The organism is Brevundimonas sp. GW456-12-10-14-LB3 (assembly GCF_059424365.1).
Map to the genome: position 1 here is coordinate 1 of NZ_JBWKZJ010000002.1, position 20,550 is coordinate 20,550.

Annotated in this window: 18 protein-coding genes; 10 read left to right on the forward strand and 8 right to left on the reverse strand. The window is 69.1% G+C overall.

Features of this window, described 5'->3' with window-relative positions; translation table 11 throughout:
• The 5 genes from AC07XS_RS01040 to AC07XS_RS01060 all read left to right on the forward strand — a co-directional run.
• On the forward strand, positions 1 to 762 hold a 762-nt coding region (locus tag AC07XS_RS01040), incomplete at its 5' end, for an alpha/beta hydrolase-fold protein (RefSeq protein ID WP_182713322.1).
• A gap of 20 nt (positions 763 to 782) precedes the next feature.
• A complete protein-coding gene (gene purT / locus AC07XS_RS01045) occupies positions 783 to 1,979 on the forward strand; it encodes a formate-dependent phosphoribosylglycinamide formyltransferase (protein ID WP_182713321.1) in 1,197 nt (398 codons plus the stop codon).
• Positions 1,980 to 2,058: 79 nt separating this feature from the next.
• Entirely contained in the window at positions 2,059 to 3,138 is a 1,080-nt protein-coding gene (locus tag AC07XS_RS01050) for a site-specific DNA-methyltransferase (protein WP_152950790.1), read from the forward strand.
• Between the two features lie 129 nt (positions 3,139 to 3,267).
• Positions 3,268 to 4,380, forward strand: coding sequence for a glycosyltransferase family 4 protein (locus AC07XS_RS01055; protein WP_152950791.1), 1,113 nt, complete (start codon positions 3,268 to 3,270; stop codon positions 4,378 to 4,380).
• A 143-nt stretch (positions 4,381 to 4,523) separates the two neighbouring features.
• A complete protein-coding gene (locus tag AC07XS_RS01060; RefSeq protein ID WP_182713320.1) occupies positions 4,524 to 6,671 on the forward strand; it encodes an amylo-alpha-1,6-glucosidase in 2,148 nt (715 codons plus the stop codon).
• Here the strand turns inward: AC07XS_RS01060 and AC07XS_RS01065 are convergent, their stop codons facing one another.
• From AC07XS_RS01065 to mutY, 3 genes are read right to left on the reverse strand one after another with little or no spacing between them, the layout of a single operon-like run.
• Positions 6,672 to 6,941: a BrnA antitoxin family protein gene (locus tag AC07XS_RS01065; RefSeq protein ID WP_182713319.1), complete on the reverse strand. Its 270-nt coding sequence runs from the start codon at positions 6,939 to 6,941 to the stop codon at positions 6,672 to 6,674.
• Positions 6,895 to 7,173 carry a BrnT family toxin gene (locus tag AC07XS_RS01070; RefSeq protein ID WP_152950794.1) on the reverse strand — a complete coding sequence of 93 codons (279 nt, stop codon included), beginning with the start codon at positions 7,171 to 7,173 and terminating at the stop codon, positions 6,895 to 6,897. Before AC07XS_RS01070 ends, AC07XS_RS01065 begins: the two co-directional genes overlap by 47 nt.
• Before the next feature lie 12 nt (positions 7,174 to 7,185).
• Positions 7,186 to 8,241: an A/G-specific adenine glycosylase gene (gene mutY, locus AC07XS_RS01075; protein ID WP_182713318.1), complete on the reverse strand. Its 1,056-nt coding sequence runs from the start codon at positions 8,239 to 8,241 to the stop codon at positions 7,186 to 7,188.
• A gap of 21 nt (positions 8,242 to 8,262) precedes the next feature.
• On the opposite strand from mutY, the gene AC07XS_RS01080 reads away from it, so the two are divergent.
• The 5 genes from AC07XS_RS01080 to AC07XS_RS01100 all read left to right on the forward strand — a co-directional run bounded on the left by AC07XS_RS01080 (position 8,263) and on the right by AC07XS_RS01100 (position 14,017).
• Positions 8,263 to 8,814, forward strand: a complete 552-nt coding sequence (locus tag AC07XS_RS01080) for a DUF721 domain-containing protein (RefSeq protein WP_054766431.1) — start codon at positions 8,263 to 8,265, stop codon at positions 8,812 to 8,814.
• 95 nt (positions 8,815 to 8,909) lie between these two features.
• Positions 8,910 to 9,554 (forward strand): DsbA family protein, encoded by a 645-nt coding sequence (locus AC07XS_RS01085; protein ID WP_054766432.1) that lies wholly within the window; start codon positions 8,910 to 8,912, stop codon positions 9,552 to 9,554.
• Positions 9,555 to 9,557: 3 nt separating this feature from the next.
• Positions 9,558 to 10,157 carry a thioredoxin domain-containing protein gene (locus AC07XS_RS01090; RefSeq protein WP_054766433.1) on the forward strand — a complete coding sequence of 200 codons (600 nt, stop codon included), beginning with the start codon at positions 9,558 to 9,560 and terminating at the stop codon, positions 10,155 to 10,157.
• Between the two features lie 12 nt (positions 10,158 to 10,169).
• Positions 10,170 to 13,607: an AAA family ATPase gene (locus AC07XS_RS01095; RefSeq protein WP_182713317.1), complete on the forward strand. Its 3,438-nt coding sequence runs from the start codon at positions 10,170 to 10,172 to the stop codon at positions 13,605 to 13,607.
• Positions 13,604 to 14,017, forward strand: coding sequence for a surface-adhesin E family protein (locus AC07XS_RS01100; RefSeq protein ID WP_054766435.1), 414 nt, complete (start codon positions 13,604 to 13,606; stop codon positions 14,015 to 14,017). The genes AC07XS_RS01095 and AC07XS_RS01100 overlap by 4 nt, the downstream gene beginning before the upstream one ends.
• Here the strand turns inward: AC07XS_RS01100 and AC07XS_RS01105 are convergent.
• The 5 genes from AC07XS_RS01105 to mraY form a co-directional block, all read right to left on the reverse strand.
• Positions 13,968 to 15,176 (reverse strand): mechanosensitive ion channel family protein, encoded by a 1,209-nt coding sequence (locus tag AC07XS_RS01105; RefSeq protein ID WP_197273322.1) that lies wholly within the window; start codon positions 15,174 to 15,176, stop codon positions 13,968 to 13,970. The two genes, AC07XS_RS01100 and AC07XS_RS01105, sit on opposite strands and share 50 nt — an antisense overlap.
• Positions 15,177 to 15,215: 39 nt before the next feature.
• Positions 15,216 to 16,307, reverse strand: a complete 1,092-nt coding sequence (gene murG, locus AC07XS_RS01110; protein WP_054766436.1) for an undecaprenyldiphospho-muramoylpentapeptide beta-N-acetylglucosaminyltransferase — start codon at positions 16,305 to 16,307, stop codon at positions 15,216 to 15,218.
• Between the two features lie 235 nt (positions 16,308 to 16,542).
• Positions 16,543 to 17,721 carry a peptidoglycan glycosyltransferase FtsW gene (locus AC07XS_RS01115; protein ID WP_054766437.1) on the reverse strand — a complete coding sequence of 393 codons (1,179 nt, stop codon included), beginning with the start codon at positions 17,719 to 17,721 and terminating at the stop codon, positions 16,543 to 16,545.
• Positions 17,718 to 19,211, reverse strand: coding sequence for a UDP-N-acetylmuramoyl-L-alanine--D-glutamate ligase (gene murD / locus AC07XS_RS01120; protein WP_182713316.1), 1,494 nt, complete (start codon positions 19,209 to 19,211; stop codon positions 17,718 to 17,720). Before murD ends, AC07XS_RS01115 begins: the two co-directional genes overlap by 4 nt.
• 223 nt (positions 19,212 to 19,434) lie before the next feature.
• On the reverse strand, positions 19,435 to 20,544 hold the full coding sequence (gene mraY, locus AC07XS_RS01125; RefSeq protein WP_182713315.1) for a phospho-N-acetylmuramoyl-pentapeptide-transferase: 1,110 nt from the start codon (positions 20,542 to 20,544) through the stop codon (positions 19,435 to 19,437).
• Between the last annotated feature and the right edge of the window lie 6 nt (positions 20,545 to 20,550).

The following is a 20,550-nucleotide window of genomic DNA, read 5'->3' on the forward strand; positions in this document are numbered from 1 at the left end:
GCCCCCGCCGAAACCCCCATCGTCATCGGCCGGTCCTACGCCCTCCCCTCCGCCGTCATGGGCGCGACGCGCGAGATCAGTGTCTGGCTGCCGCCCGGCTATGCGGGCAGCGGCAAGACCTATCCCGTCCTCTATGTCCTCGACGGCGGCCAGGATCAGGACTTCCACCACATCTCGGGCCTCGCCCAGATGGGAACCGTCGTCGGCACGACCCGCGACGTGATCGTGGTCGGGATCGCTTCGGTCGACCGCCGCAACGAACTGGCCCTGCCGACGCAAGACCCCGAACTGATCGCCCGCTATCCGACCCAGGGCCATTCCGACCGCTTCCGCCGCTTCCTGGCCGAAGAGGTCCAGCCTTTCGTCGAGACGCGCTTCCGCACCAGCGGCGAGACCGCCCTGATGGGCGAATCCCTGGCCGGCCTGTTCGTGGTCGAGACCTTCCTCAAGGAACCCCAGATGTTCGACGCCTATGTCGCCGTCAGCCCCAGCCTGTGGTGGGACGGGGGCGAACTGGCGCGTCAGTCCGGCGCCCGTCTGCGTGACCAGTCGAACGACCCGCGCACCCTGATCCTGACCCTGGGCGACGAGGGCCCCGAGATGCAGGCCCCCATGGACGTCCTGACCGCCAATCTGCGCGACCACGCCCTGCCCGGCCTGAGCTGGAGCTTCACGCCCCGCCCGACCGAGACCCACGCCACCATCTACCACGGCGCGGCCTTGGACGCCTTCCGCAAGCTCTACGCCGTCCCCACGCCCTGATCCAAACCCCGGAGCCCCCCATGAAACTCGGCACCCCGCTTTCCGACACCGCCGTCCGCGTCATGCTGCTGGGCTCCGGCGAACTGGGCAAGGAGGTCGCCATCGAGCTTCAGCGCCTGGGCGTCGAGGTGGTCGCCGTCGACCGTTATCCGAACGCCCCAGCCATGCAGGTCGCGCACCGCAGCCACGTCATCCCGATGACCGATCCCCAGGTGCTGAACGGCCTGATCATGGCCGAGGCCCCGCACATCATCGTGCCCGAGATCGAGGCCATCGCCACCGAGGTCCTGGCCAACATCGAGGCCGCCGGCATGGCTCGCGTCATTCCCACCGCCCGCGCCGTCCAACTGACCATGAACCGCGAGGGCATCCGCCGTCTCGCCGCCGAAGAGCTGGGCCTGCCCACCAGCCCCTACGCCTTCGCGGGCAGCGCCCAGGAACTGGCCGCCGGCGCCGAAACCGTCGGCTACCCTTGTTTCGTCAAGCCGGTCATGTCCTCGTCCGGCAAGGGCCAGTCCTTTGTCGAAAGCCCCGATGAAATTGCCGACGCCTGGACCTACGCCCAAGACAGCGGCCGCGTCGCCGGCGCCCGTGTGATCGTCGAGGGCCGGATCGACTTCGATTTCGAGATCACCCTGCTGACCGTCCGCTCGCGCGCCGCCGACGGCTCGACCCGCACGGACTTCTGCGCCCCCATCGGCCACCGTCAGGTCAAGGGCGACTATGTCGAGAGCTGGCAGCCCCAGGCCATGAGCCCCGCTGCCCTCGCCGCCTCGCAGGACATCGCCGGCAAGGTCACCGAGGCGCTCGGCGGTTTCGGCGTCTTCGGCGTCGAACTGTTCGTCAAGGGCGACCAGGTCTGGTTCTCCGAGGTCTCGCCCCGCCCCCACGACACCGGCCTGGTCACCCTGGCCAGCCAGACGATGAGCGAGTTCGCCCTCCACGCCCGCGCCATCCTGGGCCTGCCCGTCGACGTCACCCAGCGCGAACCCGCCGCCAGCGCCGTCATCTACGGCGGCCTGGAGGCGCAAGGGATCGCCTTCGAAGGCGTCGCGGAGGCCCTGTCCGTTCCGACCGCCGATCTGCGCCTGTTCGGCAAGCCCGAAGCCTATGAGCGCCGCCGCATGGGCGTGGCGACCGCGCGCGGGGCCGATGTGGACGAAGCCCGCGAACGGGCGCGAGAGGCGGCGGGTCGGGTGAAGGTGGTCCCAGGCTGACGCCGAAACCGACGGAATCAACACTGCCTTAACCGTAAGGATTCACCATGCCGGTCTCATCGTTCCGAGGCCGCGTTCCATGTCCCAGTTCCAGACCGACGTCATCCACCGTGGCGACTGCATCGAGATTCTGAAAAGCCTGCCCGACGCCTCGGTCGACATGGTCTTCGCCGACCCGCCCTATAATCTGCAACTGGGCGGCGACCTGCTGCGGCCCGACAATTCGAAGGTCGATGCGGTCGACGACGACTGGGACAAGTTCGGCAGCTTCGCCGAATACGACGCCTTCACCCGCGCCTGGCTGACCGAATGCCGCCGCGTGCTGAAGCCCGAAGGTTCGATCTGGGTGATCGGCTCCTATCACAACGTCTTCCGCCTGGGCGCGGCGATCCAGGACCTGGGCTTCTGGGTGCTGAACGACATCATCTGGCGCAAGTCCAACCCAATGCCGAACTTCAAGGGCACCCGGTTCACCAACGCCCATGAGACCCTGATCTGGGCCGCCCGGTCGCGCGACCAGAAGCGCTACACCTTCAACTACGACGCCCTGAAAGCCTTCAACGAAGACACCCAGATGCGCTCCGACTGGACCTTCGCCCTGTGCACCGGCGAGGAGCGCATCAAGGACGCCGACGGCAAGAAGGCCCATCCGACCCAGAAGCCCGAGGCCCTGCTGCACCGCGTGCTGCTGTCGGCCACCCGCCCCGGCGACGTGGTCCTGGACCCCTTCTTCGGCACCGGCACCACCGGCGCCGCCGCCAAACGCCTCGGCCGCCACTACATCGGCATCGAGCGGGACGAGACCTATGCGGCCGTCGCCGAGACCCGCATCGCCTCGGTCATTCCCGCCAGTCCCGAAGACCTGGCCGTCATGGGCTCCAAGCGCGCCGAGCCCAAGGTGCCCTTCGGCGCCCTGGTCGAGGCCGGCCTGCTGAACCCCGGCGACCGTCTGTACTGCCCCAAGGGCGAGCGCGAGGCCCGGGTCCGCGCCGACGGCTCCCTGGTGTCGGGCTCGCTGACCGGCTCGATCCACAAGCTGGGCGCCCTGCTCGAAAACGCCCCCGCCTGCAACGGCTGGACCTACTGGCGCTTCAAGACCGACCAGGGGCTGAAGTCGATCGACGCCCTGCGTGCGGAAGTCCGGGCGGGGATGCAGTAGCCGCCCTACGGTAAAGCTCTGTAACTCGCCGGATTTGCGGCGGAAATTTCGTCTCCGCGACGGAACCGCGCACCCGCGTGAACATTGATGTCAGCAGGCCCGCAGCGCCGGGCTGGAGCAAGCACATCGATGAAGATCGCGCAGGTCACACCGCTTTATGAGGCTGTGCCTCCCAAATTGTATGGCGGCACCGAAAGGGTCGTCGCCCATCTCACAGACGCCCTGGTCGATCTGGGCCATGAGGTCACTCTGTTCGCCTCCGCAGACGCACAGACGCGGGCGCGGCTGGTCCCCGTCCGCGACCAGGCCATACGCCTGGACCCCGCCCCGCTGAAGTCCGATCTCGCCGCCCATATGACCATGCTGAGCGAGGTCCTGGATCGCGTCGATCAGTTCGACGTCATCCACTTCCACACCGACATGATCCACTTCCCCCTGTTCCGGCCCTATGCGGACCGGACCATCACCACATTGCATGGACGGCTCGATCTGAAGGATCTGCCCGGCGTTTACGATCGCTGGAGCGACTTCGGCCTGATTTCCATCTCGGACGACCAGCGCCGCCCCCTGCCCCATGCGAATTGGAAGGCGACCGTGCATCACGGCATGCCCGGCGACCAATATGTCTTCTCGCCGAAGTCAGAGGGCTATCTGGCCTTCCTGGGCCGCATCTCGCCCGAGAAACGACCCGACCGCGCGATTGAGATCGCCACCAAACTGGGCCGCCCGCTGAAGATGGCCGCCAAGGTGGACGCCGCAGACAAGATCTATTGGGAGGAGACCATCCGTCCCATGGTCGAGGCCAATCCCCTGATCGAGTTCATCGGCGAGATCGGCGACCATCAGAAATCAGCCTTCCTGGGCGGCGCCGAGGCCCTGTTGTTCCCGATCGACTGGCCCGAACCCTTCGGCCTGGTGATGATCGAGGCCATGGCCTGCGGCACGCCGGTGGTGGCCTTCCGCTGCGGATCGACGCCGGAAATCATCGAGGACGGCGCCACCGGCTTCCTGGTGGACACCATGGAACAGGCCGTCGCCGCCGCCGACCGTGCCCGCCTCCTGGACCGCGAGGCCATCCGCGCCCGGTTCGAACTGCGCTTCTCGGCCGCCGCCATGGCGCGCCGTTATCTGGACGTCTACGGCGACCTTCTGGCGCGCCGTCCGTTCGCCGAGGCCCCGCTGGCGGACGTGGTGACGCCCCTGCGCCCCTTGGAAGATCGCAGCTTCGCGGCCATAGCCTGATCCCCGTCTTATTGTCGAGGTTCAGCGGCGGAGGGTGAAACCCTCCGCCGCCGGCTTCATTTCATCATCGGAGCGGCCCTTGAGCGCCGCATTCCAATGAGACGTTTCGCGCAGGCTGCAACAGCGACGGGGACAGACACCGCATGGACGACGCCTATTCCACCCAGCTGACCGCCGGTGAGTCCGTCGAGGCTTCGGGCCTGGAACAGCTGATGGCGCTGAAGGCGGGGGACGCCTTCCTGGTCGCCGACGGCTGGGGCGACATGAAGGGCGGGGCCGACGGCCTGTTCGCCGGGGACACGCGGGTTCTATCGCGCTGGACGATGACCGTGGGCCTGTTGAAGCCGTCGCGGCTGTCGTCCGGCGTCAGCCAGGACAACGTCTTCTTTTCCTGCCACACGACCAATCGTCCCCTGCCGCCGATGGGCGGACGCTCGGCCCCGGCCGGGGTGATGCATATCGAACGGCGGCGCTTCCTGTGGGACCGGCGCATGTTCGAACGCATCCAGATGGTCAACCACGGGGTCGAGGACATACTTCTGCCCCTCGCCTTCGACTTCGGGGCCGACTTCGCCGACATCTTCCAGGTGCGGGGGACGCCGCGGCCCAAGCGCGGCACGATCCACGCCCCCACCACCGACGGGCGCCGCGTCACCTTCCGCTACACCGGCCTGGACGGGGTGGACCGCGGCAGCTGCCTCGCCTTTTCCGAACCGCCCGCCCGCCTGACCCCTAACCGCGCCGAGTTCATGTTCAGCCTGCCCAAGGGCCGGTCGATGGAGCTGTTCATCGAATGCGGTGTCGATTCCTGCGAAGCGCCGGACGCCCGTCGCTGGCGGCTGAACGCCATCCAGGCCCGTCTGGCGATGCGGGCCAAGCGGCGGCGCGGCGCCTCGGTGCGCGGCCCCCGCAGCCCGCGGTTCAACGACTGGCTGGACCAGTCGCGGGCGGACATGGCCCTGTTGACCACCGACCTGCCGACCGGCCCCTACCCCTATGCCGGCACGCCCTGGTTCTCGACCCCGTTCGGGCGGGACGGCATCATCGCCGCCTGGCAGATGCTGTGGCTGGACCCGTCCCTGGCCAAGGGCGTCCTGACCTATCTGGCCTCGCGCCAGGCGACTGAGACGTCGCTGTTCCAGGACAGCCAGCCGGGCAAGATCCTGCACGAGACGCGCGGCGGCGAAATGAGCGCCCTGGGCGAGGTGCCCTTCGGCCTCTATTACGGCGGGGTCGACACCACCTGTTTGTTCATCGCCCTGGCCGGCGCCTATGCCGGGCGCACCGGCGATCTGGAGCTGATCCGCAAACTATGGCCCAATCTGATCGCCGCCGCCGACTGGATGCGCGACTATGGGGATTCCAACGGGGACGGCCTGATCGACTATCAGCGCGGCGCCGACACCGGCCTGTCCAACCAGGGCTGGAAGGATTCCGAGGATTCCATCTTCCACGCCGACGGCCGCTTTCCCAAGGGGCCGATCGCACTCTTAGAAGTTCAAGGCTACGCCTTCGCCGCCTGGCGCGCCCTGGCGGATCTGGGCGAGCGGCTGCACGACGACCGAGCGGTGGAATGGCGCATCCGCGCCGAACAGGTCCGCGCCCTGGTCGAGGACAAGTACTGGATGGAGGACGAGGGCTTCTACGCCGTCGCCCTGGACGGAGACGGGGAGCCGTGCCGCGCCATCGCCTCCAACGCCGGCCATCTGCTCTTCACCGGCCTGCCGTCGCCCGAACGGGCGCGGCGCGTGACCCGACGCCTGTTGTCGTCACGGTTCCGCACCGGCTGGGGCGTGCGGACGCTGGAGCTGGGCCAGGCCCGGTTCAATCCGATGAGCTATCACAACGGCTCGGTCTGGCCGCACGACACCGCCATGGCCGCCGCCGGCATGGCCGCCTATGGCGAACGCCAGGCGGTGGCCGAGATCCTGGCCGAGATCTACGCCGCCGCCGCCCATTTCCATCTGCGTCTGCCCGAGCTGTTCTGCGGCTTCCCGCGCGCGCCGGGCGAACCGCCGATCGCCTATCCGGTCGCCTGTCTGCCCCAGGCCTGGGCGGCGGGGTCGGTCTTTCTGATGCTTCAGGCGTCGCTGGGCCTGTCGATCGACGCCTGGAGCGGAACGGTCGATCTGATCGACCCGGTTCTGCCCGCCGGGTTGCAGACGCTGAAGATTCAGGGTCTTCAAGTCGGAAACGCCTCGGTCGATCTGGACATCCAGCATGTGGACGGCCGCGCCGTGGTGGTGCCTCGTCGCAAACAGGGCGGGATCGCCATCCGCACCCTGCGGTGATCAGGCGGCGTCTGACTTCCGTTTCAGCCAGTCGCGCAGCGCCTGGTTCATGCGCGTCTGCCATCCCGGCCCGTCCTGTTTGAAGGCGGCCAGCACGTCGGCGTCGAACCTTATGGTGGTCGAGATCTTATCCGCGCCCTTGGGGCGTCCGCGTTGGACCAGCGTCTCTCCTCGATAGTGATCCGCCTTGTCGAACCAGACGTCGTCAAGTTCCGGCGCCTCGTCAGGATCGACCCAATCGGTCTTCGTAGCGTCGCTGTTCACGGTCATTCGCCTTCCTCATCGAAATGATGTGGCGCGCCTCGCCACGCGGCGTCCACACCAGAACCACCATACGGTCGGTCAAACGCCCAATGGTGATCAGACGTCTTTCTCCATAGTCCCGACGATCATCGTCAAACGTCAGATGATCACCGTCGAACACAGCCGACGCCTGGGCGAAATCCAGTCCACGCTCAATCCACGTGCGATCACGCTTGCTGGGATCGAAGGTGATGCGCACAGATTTTTGTTACTACAAAAATAGGTCAGATTCAACGGTCGCCCGATCCAGGGCCTTGGCGAATACGGTGGGCAGGGCCGCGCGCGCCGCTTCGAAAGGCATCCATCGCCAACCCGCCCTCGCCTCGCCTCGCGCCGTCATCACCGTCAAGGTCAGGCTGAAATGGGTGAAAACATGCTCGACCGATCCGACGTCTCGCCAGTCGGCGTCGATCGGCGGCGGCGTCAATGGTTCGCCCGTCGTCCAGTCACTGGTCGGCAGGCCCAGCATTCCGCCCAGCAGACCCTTGTCGGGCCGCGTCTCCACCGCCACCCGACCTTGGTCGTCGAACAAGACCCAGGCGACGCCCTTCCGCTGAGGCCGATCCGTCTTCTTGGTCTTGACCGGATAGCGTTCAGGATCGCCTGACGCGCGACCGGCGCAGGGGTCCGCGATGGGGCACAGGTCGCATAGCGGCGACTTGGGCCGGCACACGGTCGCGCCCAGGTCCATCAGGGCCTGGGCCCAGTCGCCGGGCCTTTGGTCATTGATGAAGAGGCCCGCCAGCCGCCGGAGTTCGGGCCGCGCCTGGGGGACCGGCGTCTCCACGGCGAACAGCCGCGCCATGACCCGTTCGACATTGCCGTCGACCACATTGGCGGGGCGGCCAAAGGCGATGGCCGCCACCGCTGCGGCCGTATAGGCGCCCACGCCGGGCAAGGCTGAAAGCCCCGCCTCCGTATCGGGAAACACCCCGCCATGTTCGCCCGCCACCGCCCTGGCGCAGGCCAGCAGATTGCGGGCTCGGGCGTAATAGCCCAGCCCCGCCCAGGCGGCCATGACCTCGGCGTCCTGGGCCGCCGCCAGGTCCGACACCGTCGGCCAGCGGCTGGTGAAGGTCTGGAAATAGGGGGTGGCGTGCGACGTGGTGGTCTGTTGCAGCATGACCTCCGACAACCAGATGCGATAGGGGTCGGGCCTCTGCCGCGTCCCCGGCGGAACACGCCAGGCCAGGCTGCGCGCATGGCGGTCATACCAGTCCAGCAGACGGGCGCGGATCAGGGCGATGTCGGGAGAGACGTCAGTCATGGGATCGGTCTATATAGGCCCATGCGCCGCCCGCTGCCCACAGACGCCGAGGTCCGCGAGATCCTGTCGCGCCGCCGCACCCGCCCGGCGCCGCGCCCGGCGCCGCGCGCGGGCCAGGCCCTGACGCCCCTGATCAAGAAGCTGGACGAACAATTCGGCCGCGGCGCCGGCGCCCTTGAGCCGCGCTGGCGCGAGATCGTCGGAGACCGCCTGGCCCGCGTCACCCGGCCCCAGAAGTTGACCAAGGGCAAGGGCGGCCAGCCCGGCGTGCTGGAGCTGCGCGTCGCCGGCGCCGCCGCCCTGCTGGTCCAGCATCAGTCCGAGGACATCCTGGCGCGGGTGAACCTGTTTCTGGGCGCCGGTTCGGTCGATCGGCTTCGCATCGCCCAGGGACCGATCAAGCCCCTGACCGAGCCGGCCGCCCGCCCCAAACGCGCCGCTGTTCCACCGCCCCTGCCCGCCTCGGCCGAGGCGGAACTGGCGGCCTCCCTGGCCGCCGCACCCGAGGAACTGAAGGCGGCCCTGGCCAAACTGGGCCGAGCGGCGATATCGCGTTCGAACGACCGCGATTGACAAATCTTCGCCGCACCTGTTCTCGAATGATCAAGGTTGCGCGGTTCGCCCGGAATCACGCCGCCGATCGCCAACGATCCGACCAAGGAAGTCCCATGGCCCCGACCGAATCCCGCTTCGCCCGCATGAGCCGCCGTGCGGCCATCACCGGCGCCGCCATGGCGACCATGGCCCTGGCCGCCTGCGGCGGCGGCTCCAAGGGCGCCGTCGAGGGCGACATGGGCCTGGGCGCGCCGGAAGGCGCCAAGGTCACCGTGGTCGAATACGCTTCCGTCACCTGCCCCCACTGCGCCCTGTGGCAGAAGAACACCTGGCCAGCGTTCAAGGCCAAATACGTCGACACCAACAAGGTGCGCTACGTCTTCCGCGAACTGCCGACCCCGCCGGTCGACGCCGCCACCGCCGGCTTCCTGGTCGCGCGCTGCGCCGGGCCGGACAAGTATTTCGACGTCGTCCACCAGCTGATGGCGACCCAGCAGGAGATGCTGACCTCGTCGCCGCGCGACTGGCTGCTGCGCACGGCCCAGGCCGCCGGCCTGTCTGAGCAGCAGTTCAACGACTGCGTCACCGACAAGGCGGCCGTCGCCGCCATGGAGAAGCGCGTCCAGGCCGCCCAAGCCCAAGGCGTGACGGGCACTCCGGCCTTCTACGTGAACGACACCCAGGTCATCACCCCCGGCGGCGAAGGCGCCAGCCTGGCCGACCTGTCGGCCGCCATCGACGCCGAGCTGGCGAAGTAAGCCATGGTCCGGCGCGCCGTCCTCGCCTTTGCTCTGACCGCCGCCCTGGCGGGTCCGGCCTCGGCCGCCGAGCCCCCGCCGCCGGTCACGGCCCAGGACCATGTTCTGGGTCAGGCCGACGCGCCGGTCACGGTGATCGAATACGCCAGCTTCACCTGCGCGCACTGCGCCGTCTTCCACAACGACGTCCTGCCGGCCTTCAAGGCCCGCTACATCGACACGGGCAAGGTCCGGCTGGTGCATCGCAACCTGCCGACCCCGCCCGCCAATGTCGCCGCCGCCGCCGCCGCCGTGGCCATCTGCGCCGCGCCGGGCCGCTATTTCGACGTGGCCGAGGTCTTCATGCGTGACCAGGCCAATCTGCGCACCACCGGCGCCAAGCCCTGGTTCGACGCCGGCCTCGCCGCCACCGGCAAGACGCGCGAACAGGTCGAAACCTGCCTGAACGACCCCGCCACCCGCGCCGCGCTTCAGGCCCAGATCGCCGGCGCCGAGGCGGCCGGGGTCGAGGGCACGCCGACCCTGTTCGTCAACGGCAAGCCTGTCGCCGGTTACTCGCTGGAAGCCCTGTCGGCCGCCGTCGATCCGCTGCTGCGCCGGTAAGCGCCAGGACCGATGCAGTTCCAGCGCCTCCGGCTCGTCGGCTTCAAGTCGTTCGTCGATCCGGCGGAGGTGCACATCGAATCCGGCCTGACCGGCATCGTCGGACCCAACGGCTGCGGCAAGTCCAACGTCCTTGAGAGCCTGCGCTGGGTCATGGGCGCCAACTCGGCCAAGGCCATGCGCGGTCAGGGGATGGACGACGTCATCTTCGCCGGCGCAGCGGGCCGCCCCCCGCGCAGCCACGCCGAAGTCCAGCTGACCATCGACAATGCGCAACGTCGCGCGCCCCAGCCCTTCACCGACAGCCCGGTGCTGGAGGTGTCGCGCCGTATCGACCGGGGCCAGGGTTCGACCTATCGGATCAACGGCAAGGAGGTGCGCGCCCGCGACGTTCAACTGCTGTTCGCCGACGCCTCGACCGGCGCCAACTCCCCCGCCCTGGTCCGCCAGGGCCAGATCTCGGAACTGATCGCCGCCAAGCCCCAGAACCGCCGCCGGATCCTTGAGGAAGCGGGCGGCGTCGCCGGCCTGCACACCCGCCGTCACGAGGCCGAACTGCGCCTGAAGGCGGCCGAGGCCAATCTGGAGCGGTTGGACGACATCGGCCGCGAGCTGGAGACCGCGCTGAATCGGCTGAAGCGCGAAGCCCGTCAGGCCGAGAAATACAAGAAGATCTCCGCCGAGATCCGCGCCCTCCAGGCCGCCCTGCTCTACGCCCGCTGGAACGACGCCCAGATCGCCGCCGAGGCCGCAGCCCAGGAGCTGCGCGCCGCCGACCGCGCCGTGGCCGAGACGACGACCGCCGCCGCCGCCGCCCAGACCGCCGCCCTCGCCGCCCAAGAGGCCCTGAAGCCGGCGCGGGAGGAGGACGCCGTCGCCTCCGCCCTGCTGCACCGGGCCAGTCTGGAGCGCGACCGGCTCGACATGGCCGAACAGGCCGCCCGGGCCGAGGTGGATCGCCTGAAGGCCGAGGCCGCCCGCATCGCCGCCGATACGGAGCGCGAGACCAATATGGCCGCCGACGCCAAGCGCGAGCTGGACCGGCTGGATCACGAACTGGCCCGCCTCCAGGCCGAGATCGCCGCCGCCCCCGCTCGCGGCCCCGAACTGGACAAGGCCCTGGCCGCCGCCGAGGAGGCCCGCAAGACCGCCGACGCCGAGGTCGAACGCCTGGCCGCCGCCCTCGCGGCCGTCGAGGCCCGCGCCAACGCCGAGGCCGCCCGCCGCCGCGACGCCGAGACCCGCCTGTCCCGCGTCGCCGCACAGCTGGAACAGGCGAGGCGCGAACGCGAGGCCCTGGGTCCGCTGGAAACGCCGGAGCTGGAAGCCGCCCGTCAGGCGCTGGAGATCGCCCAGGCCGAACTGACCGCCGCCCGCGAGGCCGTCGAGGCGGCCGAAGTCAGACGCGGCGACCTGGCCCGCGCCGAGCAGGAGGCCCGCACCGCCGCCCGCGCCGCCGAAGACCGGCTGGGCCGGTTGCAGACCGAGGCGCGCGGCCTGGCCCAGCTGCTGGTCGGCGGCAAGCGCGACCATCCGCCCGCGCTCGACAAGGTCCGCGCAAACCGAGGCTATGAGGCCGCCCTAGCCGCCGCCTTGGGCGAAGACCTGGACGCGGCCCTGGACGCCCGCGCCGCCGCCTATTGGGGCGGGGCGGAACCCCGCCCGCCGGTCTGGCCCGCAGGCGTCGAACCGCTTTCGGATCATGTCCAGGCTCCCGACCAGTTGGCGGCGCGTCTGGCCCAGTGCGGCGTCGCGCCGCGCGCCCAGGCGGCCGAACTGGCCCGCACCCTGCCGGTCGGCGCCCGTCTGGCGACGCCCGAGGGCGACCTGTTCCGCTGGGACGGCTTCGTCAGCCGCGCCGAAGCGCCCCGTCCCGCCGCCGTGCGTCTGGCCCAACGCACCCGCCTGGCTGAGCTGGAAGCCGAGATCGACAAGGGCAAGCCGGCGCTGGAACAGGCCCAGGCCCAACAGAAGGCGGCGGCCGAAACCTTCCGCGCGGCAGAGGAGGCGGTGAAGACCGCCCGCCTGCAACCCTTCGCCCTCGACAAGGCCGTGACCGCCGCCCGCGACCGTGTCGAAAGCCTGACGCGGGACCAGACTCGCCGCGAAGCCCGCGCCCAAGCGCTGGACGAGGCCTTGGCGCGGCTGGCGGCCGAAGTTGCCGAGGCTGAAGCCGCCCTGGCCGCCGCCCAGACGGTCGAGGCCCCGTCGGAAACCCTGGCCGGATTGCGGGACGATCTGGCCGCCGCCCGGGCCGCCGCCGACGCGGCTCGCGTCGCCGCCCAGACTGCCCGATCGGACCGCGACGCCGAGGCTCGCGACCGCCAAGGCCGCGAACAGCGCCTGGGCGGCCTGACCCGGGCGCGCGACGGCTGGATCGCCCGGTCCAAGGACAGCGGCGCCCGCATTGCCGCCCTGGAGAAGGACGCGGAGAAGACGGCCGCCCTGCTGAAGCAGGCCGAGGTCGCGCCCCAAGGGTTCGCCGAACAGCGCGGCAAGCTGCTGGACACACTGACCGCCGCCGAACAGCGCAAACAGGCTTCGTCCGACGCCATGGCGACCGTCGAGGCGGCTGCGGCCGAGGCCGACCGCGCCGCCCGCGCCGCCGACGCCGCCGCCTCCCAGGCGCGCGAAGCCCGCGCCGGTCTGGCCGCTCGAGCCGAGGCTGCGGCCGAGAAGCTGACCGAGGCCGAGGCGACCTTGCGCGAGACCGCCCAGATGTCGCCCGAAGACCTGGCCCGCAAGCTGACCGACGAGGCCGTGGCCCGGCCGCCTGACGCCGCCGGCGCCGAGAGCCTGCTGTACGGGCTGGAGCGCGAGCGCGAGGCCCTGGGCGCCGTCAACCTGCGCGCCGAGGACGAGGCGACCGAATACGGCGAGCGGCTGAACAGCATGAAGTCAGAGCGGATCGACCTGACCCAGGCCATCGCCAAGCTGCGCGACGGGATCGACGAGTTGAACGCCGAGGGACGCGAACGGCTGATCGCCGCTTTTGACATCATCAACGCCAACTTCAAGGCCCTGTTCGAGGCCCTGTTCGACGGCGGCCAGGCCGAGCTGAAACTGGTGGAGAGCGACGATCCGCTGGAGGCGGGGCTGGAGATTTACGCCTGCCCGCCCGGCAAGCGGCTGTCGGTCATGAGCCTGATGTCGGGGGGCGAACAGGCCCTGACGGCGGCGGCCCTGATCTTCGGCGTCTTCCTGGCCAACCCCGCCCCCGTCTGCGTGCTGGACGAGGTGGACGCCCCGCTGGACGATGCGAACGTGGACCGGTTCTGCAAGATGCTGCACGAGATGCGGTCGCGGACCGACACCCGCTTCATCGTCATCACCCACAACCCGGTGACCATGAGCCGGATGGATCGGCTGTACGGCGTCACCATGCCCGAGCGTGGCATGAGCCAGCTGGTCAGCGTGGATCTGAAACAGGCGGAGACGCTGGTCGCATGATCGCCCTGCTGCTCGCATTCGCCGATCCCCAACTGGTCGAGACCGGCGTCGGCCGGTTCGCCGTCTACGCCGATGTCGCCTCAATCGAGCGGCACGGAGACCTGGCCCGGATGCGCGAGCTTCAGGTCACCGAGGCGGGCTTCAAGGTGGGGGACGTGACCTATGTCGGCGGCTGGTCGCGCTGGGTTTTCGATTGCCGGGCGCGCACGGCGGACCGGCTGGATTTCGCCTCCCTGCGCGAAGACGGGACAGAGGGGCCGGCCACGCCCGACGCCGCGCCCGCCTATCAGGCCGCGCCCGGCGGGGATGCGGCGGAGTTGCTGGCCGTAGCGTGCGGGGAGGCTCCGGCGCGGGAGATCCTCACGCTGGATCAGGCGATCGCTCGGGGCCAGGCGGCGTTGAAGGACTGACGCCGCCCCACCCGGCCGCTGCGCGGCCACCCTCCCCGGAGCGGGGAGGGAGATTAGGGGGCCGCTCTTCCCCCTGCGGCCATTCCAGGCGGTCGCGCGGCAGGGCTTCGCGGCATTGGTCGCGCATGAAGGCCATCAGTTTCTCGCGGATCTCGCAGCGCAGGTCGAAGGCGACCGGGGCCGAGCGGGCGCTGGCCAGGCAGCGGACCTGAAGCACCCGTTCGGTGATGTCGGTCACCTGCATGACCTGGACGTCGCCGTCCCAGAGCTTAGAGTTCTTGACGATCCCCTCGAACGCCTCGCGCAGCTTATCAATCGGGGCCTCGTAATCGACGTAGAAGAAGGCCGTGCCGATCAGGCGGGCGTTCTCGCGCGTCCAGTTCTGGAAGGGCTTGGTGATGAAATAGGACAGGGGCAGGACCATACGCCGCCAGTCCCACAGCTTGACCACCACATAGGTGGCGGTGATCTCCTCCACATTACCCCACTCGTTCTCGACGATGACGGCGTCGTCCAGGCGGATCGGCTGGGTCAGGGCGATCTGGATGCCGGCGACCATGTTCGTCAGGATCGGCTGAAGCGCCAGACCGGCGATGATGCCGACGACGCCGGCCGAGGCCAGCAGGCTGACGCCCCACTGGCGGAAGCCGGAGATGGTCATCAGGGCCAGGCCCACGGTGACGATGAACAGGATCACCTTGGCGACCCGCTGCAGGATGCGAGTCTGGGTCAGGTGTTTGCGGGCGAGCAGATTGTCCTCGACTGAGATATTGTACCGCTTCAGATGCATGACCGACCACATGTCGAGCACCCCTGACGCCATCCAGCCCAGCGTCAGGATGGAGAGGAACAGCAGCACCGCGCGGATGTCGGCCGAGGGTTCGGGATGCATCGGCGACACGGTCACGCCGATGCCGACGCCGATGATGATGATCAGCACCCGCAGCTTGACCCGCGCCCTCTCGACGATCCCGCGCCAGAAGACGTCCTTGTTCCTGACCATGCGGCGCAGGACCGCGAAGACGACCTTGTGCGTCAGCCAGCCGCCGCCGACGAAGACCAGTAGGACGAGGCCGATCACCGCCCATTCGGGCAGCCAGTCGAACTGACGCCACAGGGCGCGGACTTGACGGGTCAGGGCGATGATTTCGGGAGGCATGGGCTCCTAAACGCGCGACAAGCGGGACGGTTGTCGGTCTCAGGCGGCCCCCGCCGTCGCCTCGACCAAGTCCGCCAGGCGTTCGGCGGCGTCGGGGATGGCGACCGAGCGAGCGGCGGCGGACATGGCGGCCAGGCGGGCTGAATCGGACAGGACGCGATCCAGGGCTGCGGTCAAGCTCTCGACGGTCAGGGCGTCCTCCAGAATGACCTCCGCCGCCCCGGCTTCGGTCAGGGCCTTGGCGTTCAGGCGCTGGTGGTCGTCGGTGGCGATCTTGAGCGGGATCAGGACCGAAGGCAGGGCCGCAATCGCCAGTTCGGCGCAGGTCGAGGCGCCGGAGCGGCCGACCACCAGATGGGCCTTGTACAGCCGTTCAGCCATGTCGCGGAAGAAGGGGGCGACCTCGGCCTCGATCCCGGCCTCCAGGTAGATTTGGCGGGCGGTTTCCAGGGTCTCTGGCCGCGACTGCTGCTGAACCTTGAGCCGCCGCCGCAGCGCCTCGGGCAGGGCCGCAAGCGCCCGGGGGGTGGTCTCGGACAGGATCCGGGCGCCCTGGCTGCCGCCCGTCACCAGCAGCTGGATGGGGCCGCCTTCGGCGGGGGCGACATAGGGGCGATCGAACAGGGCGCGGATGTCGGCGCGCACGGGCGAGCCGACGACGTGGGACCGTCCCTGAACCTGGGCCGGCGCCCGTTCCAGGGTCGGGAAGGACGAGGCCACCTGTCCCACATAGGGGGCCAGGATGCGGTTGGTTCGGCCCAGGACGGCGTTCTGCTCATGGATGACGGTCGGCCGCTGCGACGTCACCGCCGCGACCAGGGCCGGGGCCGAAGGATAGCCGCCGAAGCCCACCACGACGTCGGCGCCCAGCCGGTCGAAGGCGGCCCGCGCCTGCATGACGCCCTTGAAGATCTGCACCCCGGCCTTGATCAGGCCCAGGGGGCCGGCGCCGGTCGCGGCGTCCAGGGCCAGCCGTTCCTCGGCCGGAAAGGCGTGGGCGTACTGCTCGCCCCGATGATCGGTCGCCAGGACCACGCGCCAGCCGCGCCCGGCCAGCTCCCGCGCCAGCGCCTCGGCGGGGAACATGTGGCCGCCGGTGCCGCCGGCGGCGACGACGCAGAGTTTGGACATGGGGCCTCCGGGAGAAACAGTGTCTGAATAGTCCGATTTGTCCGGTCTGAGGACGGCGGGCGGAAAAAAGAGTGTCCGATGTGTCCGATGTGTCCGGTTGGCCGTTCGATCCCTTCGACCCCCATAGAATGCCACGGTTTTTCGGCGCGATGCGGAGAAGGCGGCTGGTCGGGATCAACGCCTTGATAAGGCGCAGGTTTACGGCCCAGATCATGGGCCTTCACGCGCCGCCGCCCTAAAGCAGCCGCCGCCCCGGCCGCGACAGGCTGGCGCCCGGCTCATAGGCGCCCGGCCGACGCCGGGTCAGGGCCAGGGCGAAGCCCATGGTCAAGCCCATGGCGATCATGGAGGAGCCGCCGTAGCTGACGAAGGGCAGGGTCATGCCCTTGGTCGGGATCAGGTTCAGGTTCACCGCCACATTGATGCAGGCCTGAAGCCCGATCAGCATGAAGAGGCCCGCCGAGGCCGTCTGTTCGAACGGATCGGTCAGCTTCATGGCCCGGCGCATGCCCCGAACGACGATGAAGGCGTAAAGGCCGATGATGATCAGGCTGAGGATCAGGCCGAACTCTTCGGCGCCGACGGAATAGATGAAGTCGGTGTGCAGGTCCGGCACCCGGCGCTTCATCACCCCCTCGCCCACCCCGCGGCCCAGAAGGCCGCCCGCGCGGATGGCCTCGGCGGCGGCGTCGATCTGGTGGGTGTCGGTGGTCTCGGGCGAGAAGAAGCGGCTGAGGCGGTCGCGCATGTGGCCGAAGACGAAATAGAGGGAGACCAGACCCGCCATGCCGGCGCTGGCCAGGACCGCCATCCATTTGAACGGCACCCCGGCCATGAAGAAGACGGCCATGAAGGTGGTGGTGATCAGCAGGGTCTGGCCGATGTCCGGCTGGATCAGCAGCAGGCAGACCGTCAGGGCGTAGAAGCCGAACGCAATGGTCACGCCCGGAACCCCCTGGCCCTTCTGCGCCTCGGCGAACATCCAGGCGGCGAAGACGATCAGGCCGGGTTTGGCGAATTCGCTGGGTTGCAGGCTGAAGGGGCCGAAATTCACCCAGCGCGCCGCCCCCTTCACCGTGTCGCCGATGAAGGGCAGGGCCATCATCACGACGATGGCCCCCAGCAAAGCCAGGACGGCGATCCGCCGCACCCCGCGCGGCGACATCAGCGAGGTGGTCAGCATCAGGGTCAGGCTGATCCCGGCGAAGACCATCATCCGCCACGAGTAGTGGAAGGGATCGGTGATGGATTCATCGGCCAGGATGGCGGCCGGGCTGGAGGCGAAGCTGAGGGCCACGCCCAGGCCCATCAGGGCAAGCGCCGCGCCCAAGAGGCCGCGGTCCACGGTCCAGAACCACTGGGCGATCGGGCTCTGGTCGTTTCGGGAAAAGGCGGGGGTGTAGGAGGCGCTCATCGGGCTGTCTCCGGGGTTGCGCCGAGGGCCAGGACGGCGGCGCGGAAGGCCTCGCCCCGCGCCTCGAAGTCGGGGAACTGGTCGAAACTGGCGCAGGCGGGCGACAATAGCACGATCTGGTCGCCGCCCGCAGCCTGGGCGTCTGCGGCGGCGGCGGCCACGGCGGCGTCCATGGTGTTCGAGATGACGTGGGGCGTGTCGCCCAGGGTGCGAGCGAAGGCCTGGGCCGCCTCGCCGATCAGATAGGCCTTGGCCACGCGCGGGAAGAGGTCGGTCAGGTCGTCGATGCCGCCGTCCTTGGGCTTGCCGCCCGCGATCCAGAAGACCTTGGGATAGCTCGACAGGGCCTGACGCGCGGCGTCGGCGTTGGTGGCCTTGGAGTCGTTGATGAAGCGGACCGGGCCGATATGGCCGACGGCCTCCATCCGGTGGGCCAGGCCGGGGAAGGTCAGCAGGCCTTTGACGGCGGCCTCATGCGACACGCCCAGGGCGCGGGCGGCGGCATAGGCGAAGGCGGCGTTCTGGGCGTTGTGACGGCCGGGCAGCGAGCGGGCCTGTGCAATATCTGCAATAATCCGGCCCTCGGCGCGGATGGCGCCCGGCATGGCCTCAATCCCGCTCATCCCCGCGAAAGCGGGGACCCAGGTCTTTGGGCGGTCCACTTCGTCCGTGCGGCCACGATCTTGATCCCCAGCGCCCTGCCCCTGCGAAAGGACTGGGTCCCCGCTTGCGCGGGGATGAGCGGAAGAACAGATCGTGATGACCCGCCCGTTCAGGCCGGACAAAATCCCCTGTCCCCAGTCCTCGTCCACCCCGACCAGGGCCACAGCCTCCGGCCCCTGGGCCTGGAAGATCCGTCGCTTGGCCGCGACATAGCCCTCCATCCCGCCGTGGCGGTCCAGATGGTCGGGCGAGACATTGGTCAGGATCGCCACGTCCGGCGCGAAGCGCGTGGTCAGGTCCAACTGATAGCTGGAGACCTCGATCACATAGACGGCGTCCGGCGTCGGCTCCGGCAGGGCCAGGACGCCGATGCCGATATTGCCGCCGACATAGACGGTCAGGCCCGCCTGCTGCAGCACCCAGCCGATCAGGGCGGTCGTCGTGGACTTGCCGTTGGTGCCGGTGATGGCGACGACTTTCGGCCGCCGCCCCTGCGGCAGGGCGTCCAGGGCGCGGGCGAACAGTTCGATGTCGCCGACGACCGGAACGCCGGCCTCGCGCGCCTTGTCCACGGTCCAGTGCGGCTTGGGATGGGTCAAGGGCGCGCCGGGCGACAGGACCAGGGCGGCGAAGCCGGACCAGTCGGCGGTCGTCAGATCCTCGACCACGAAGCCCTCTGCCTGGGCCTGAAGCCGGCCCGAGACGCCGTCGTCCCACAGGACGGGGATCGCGCCCCCGGCCTTCAGGGCGCGCGCGGCCGTGATCCCCGACCGTCCCAAGCCGAAGACCGCGACCCGCCGGTTCTCGAAGCCGGGAACGGGGATCATCCCACGCTCCCTATTCCGTCATCCTCGGGCTTGACCCGAGGATCGGAGGGTCCGCCGCTGGTGCGTAGGGCCGGACGCACAGCCAGGTCCACGCCCGATCCTCGGGTCAAGCCCGAGGATGACGAAGCTCGGGTCAAGCCCGAGGATGACGAAACTCGGGTCAAGCCCGAGGATGACGAAGCTCGGATCAAGTCCGAGGATGACGGAGAATGGGGGAGCCCGCTCATCTCAGTTTCAACGTGGACAGGCCGAGCAGGGCCAGGGCGCCGGCGATGATCCAGAAACGGATGACCACGGTCGATTCCGGCCAGCCCATCTTTTCGAAATGGTGGTGGATCGGCGCCATCAGGAAGATGCGCTTCTTGGTCAGCTTGTAATAGCCGACCTGGATCATGACCGAGGCGGCCTCCATCACGAACAGACCGCCGACGATGCCCAGCACCAGCTCGTGCTTGGTGGTGACGGCGATGGCGCCCAGCGCCCCGCCCAGGGCCAGGGAGCCGGTGTCGCCCATGAAGATCTTGGCCGGGGGGGCGTTGTACCAGAGGAAGCCCGCGCCCCCGCCGATCATGGCGGCGCAGAAGATGGCCAGCTCGCCCGATCCGGGAACGTGGTGGATCTGCAGATACTGGGAGAAGACGAAGTTGCCGGCGAGATAGGAGATCACGCCGAAGGCGCCGGCCGCCATCATCACCGGAACGGTCGCCAGCCCGTCCAGACCGTCGGTCAGGTTCACCGCATTGGAGAAGCCGACGATGGTGAAGGCGGCGAAGGCGACATAGAACCAGCCGATGTTCAGCAGAACCGCCTTGAAGAAGGGGAAGGCGATCGAGGTCTCAAGCCCCGGCGAGGTCGGCGAGGCGGTCATCCAAAGGACGGTCAGGACGCCGGCGATCACGGCCACCGCCGTCTGGGCGACCAGCTTCTGTTTCGAAGTCAGGCCCGCCGAGGTCTGTTTGGTCACCTTGGCGTAGTCGTCGATGAAGCCCAACACGCCAAAGGCCGCCGTCACGCCCGAGACGATCCAGATATAGGGGTTGGTCAGATCGCCCCACAGGAAGACGGCCACGCCGATGCCCGCCAGGATCATCAGCCCGCCCATGGTGGGGGTGCCGACCTTGGACAGGTGGGAGACCGGGCCGTCGTCGCGGATCGGCTGGCCCCGGCCCTGTTTGGCGCGGATCCAGTTGATGAAGCGGCTGCCCATGGCCACGGCGACGATGGCCGCCGTCGCCAGGGCCAGGGCCGTGCGGACGGTCTGATACTGGATCAGGTTCAGCAGCGGATACTGGTGCGCGACATCGGCGTAATAGAGGTACAGAAGATAGAACATGCGGGG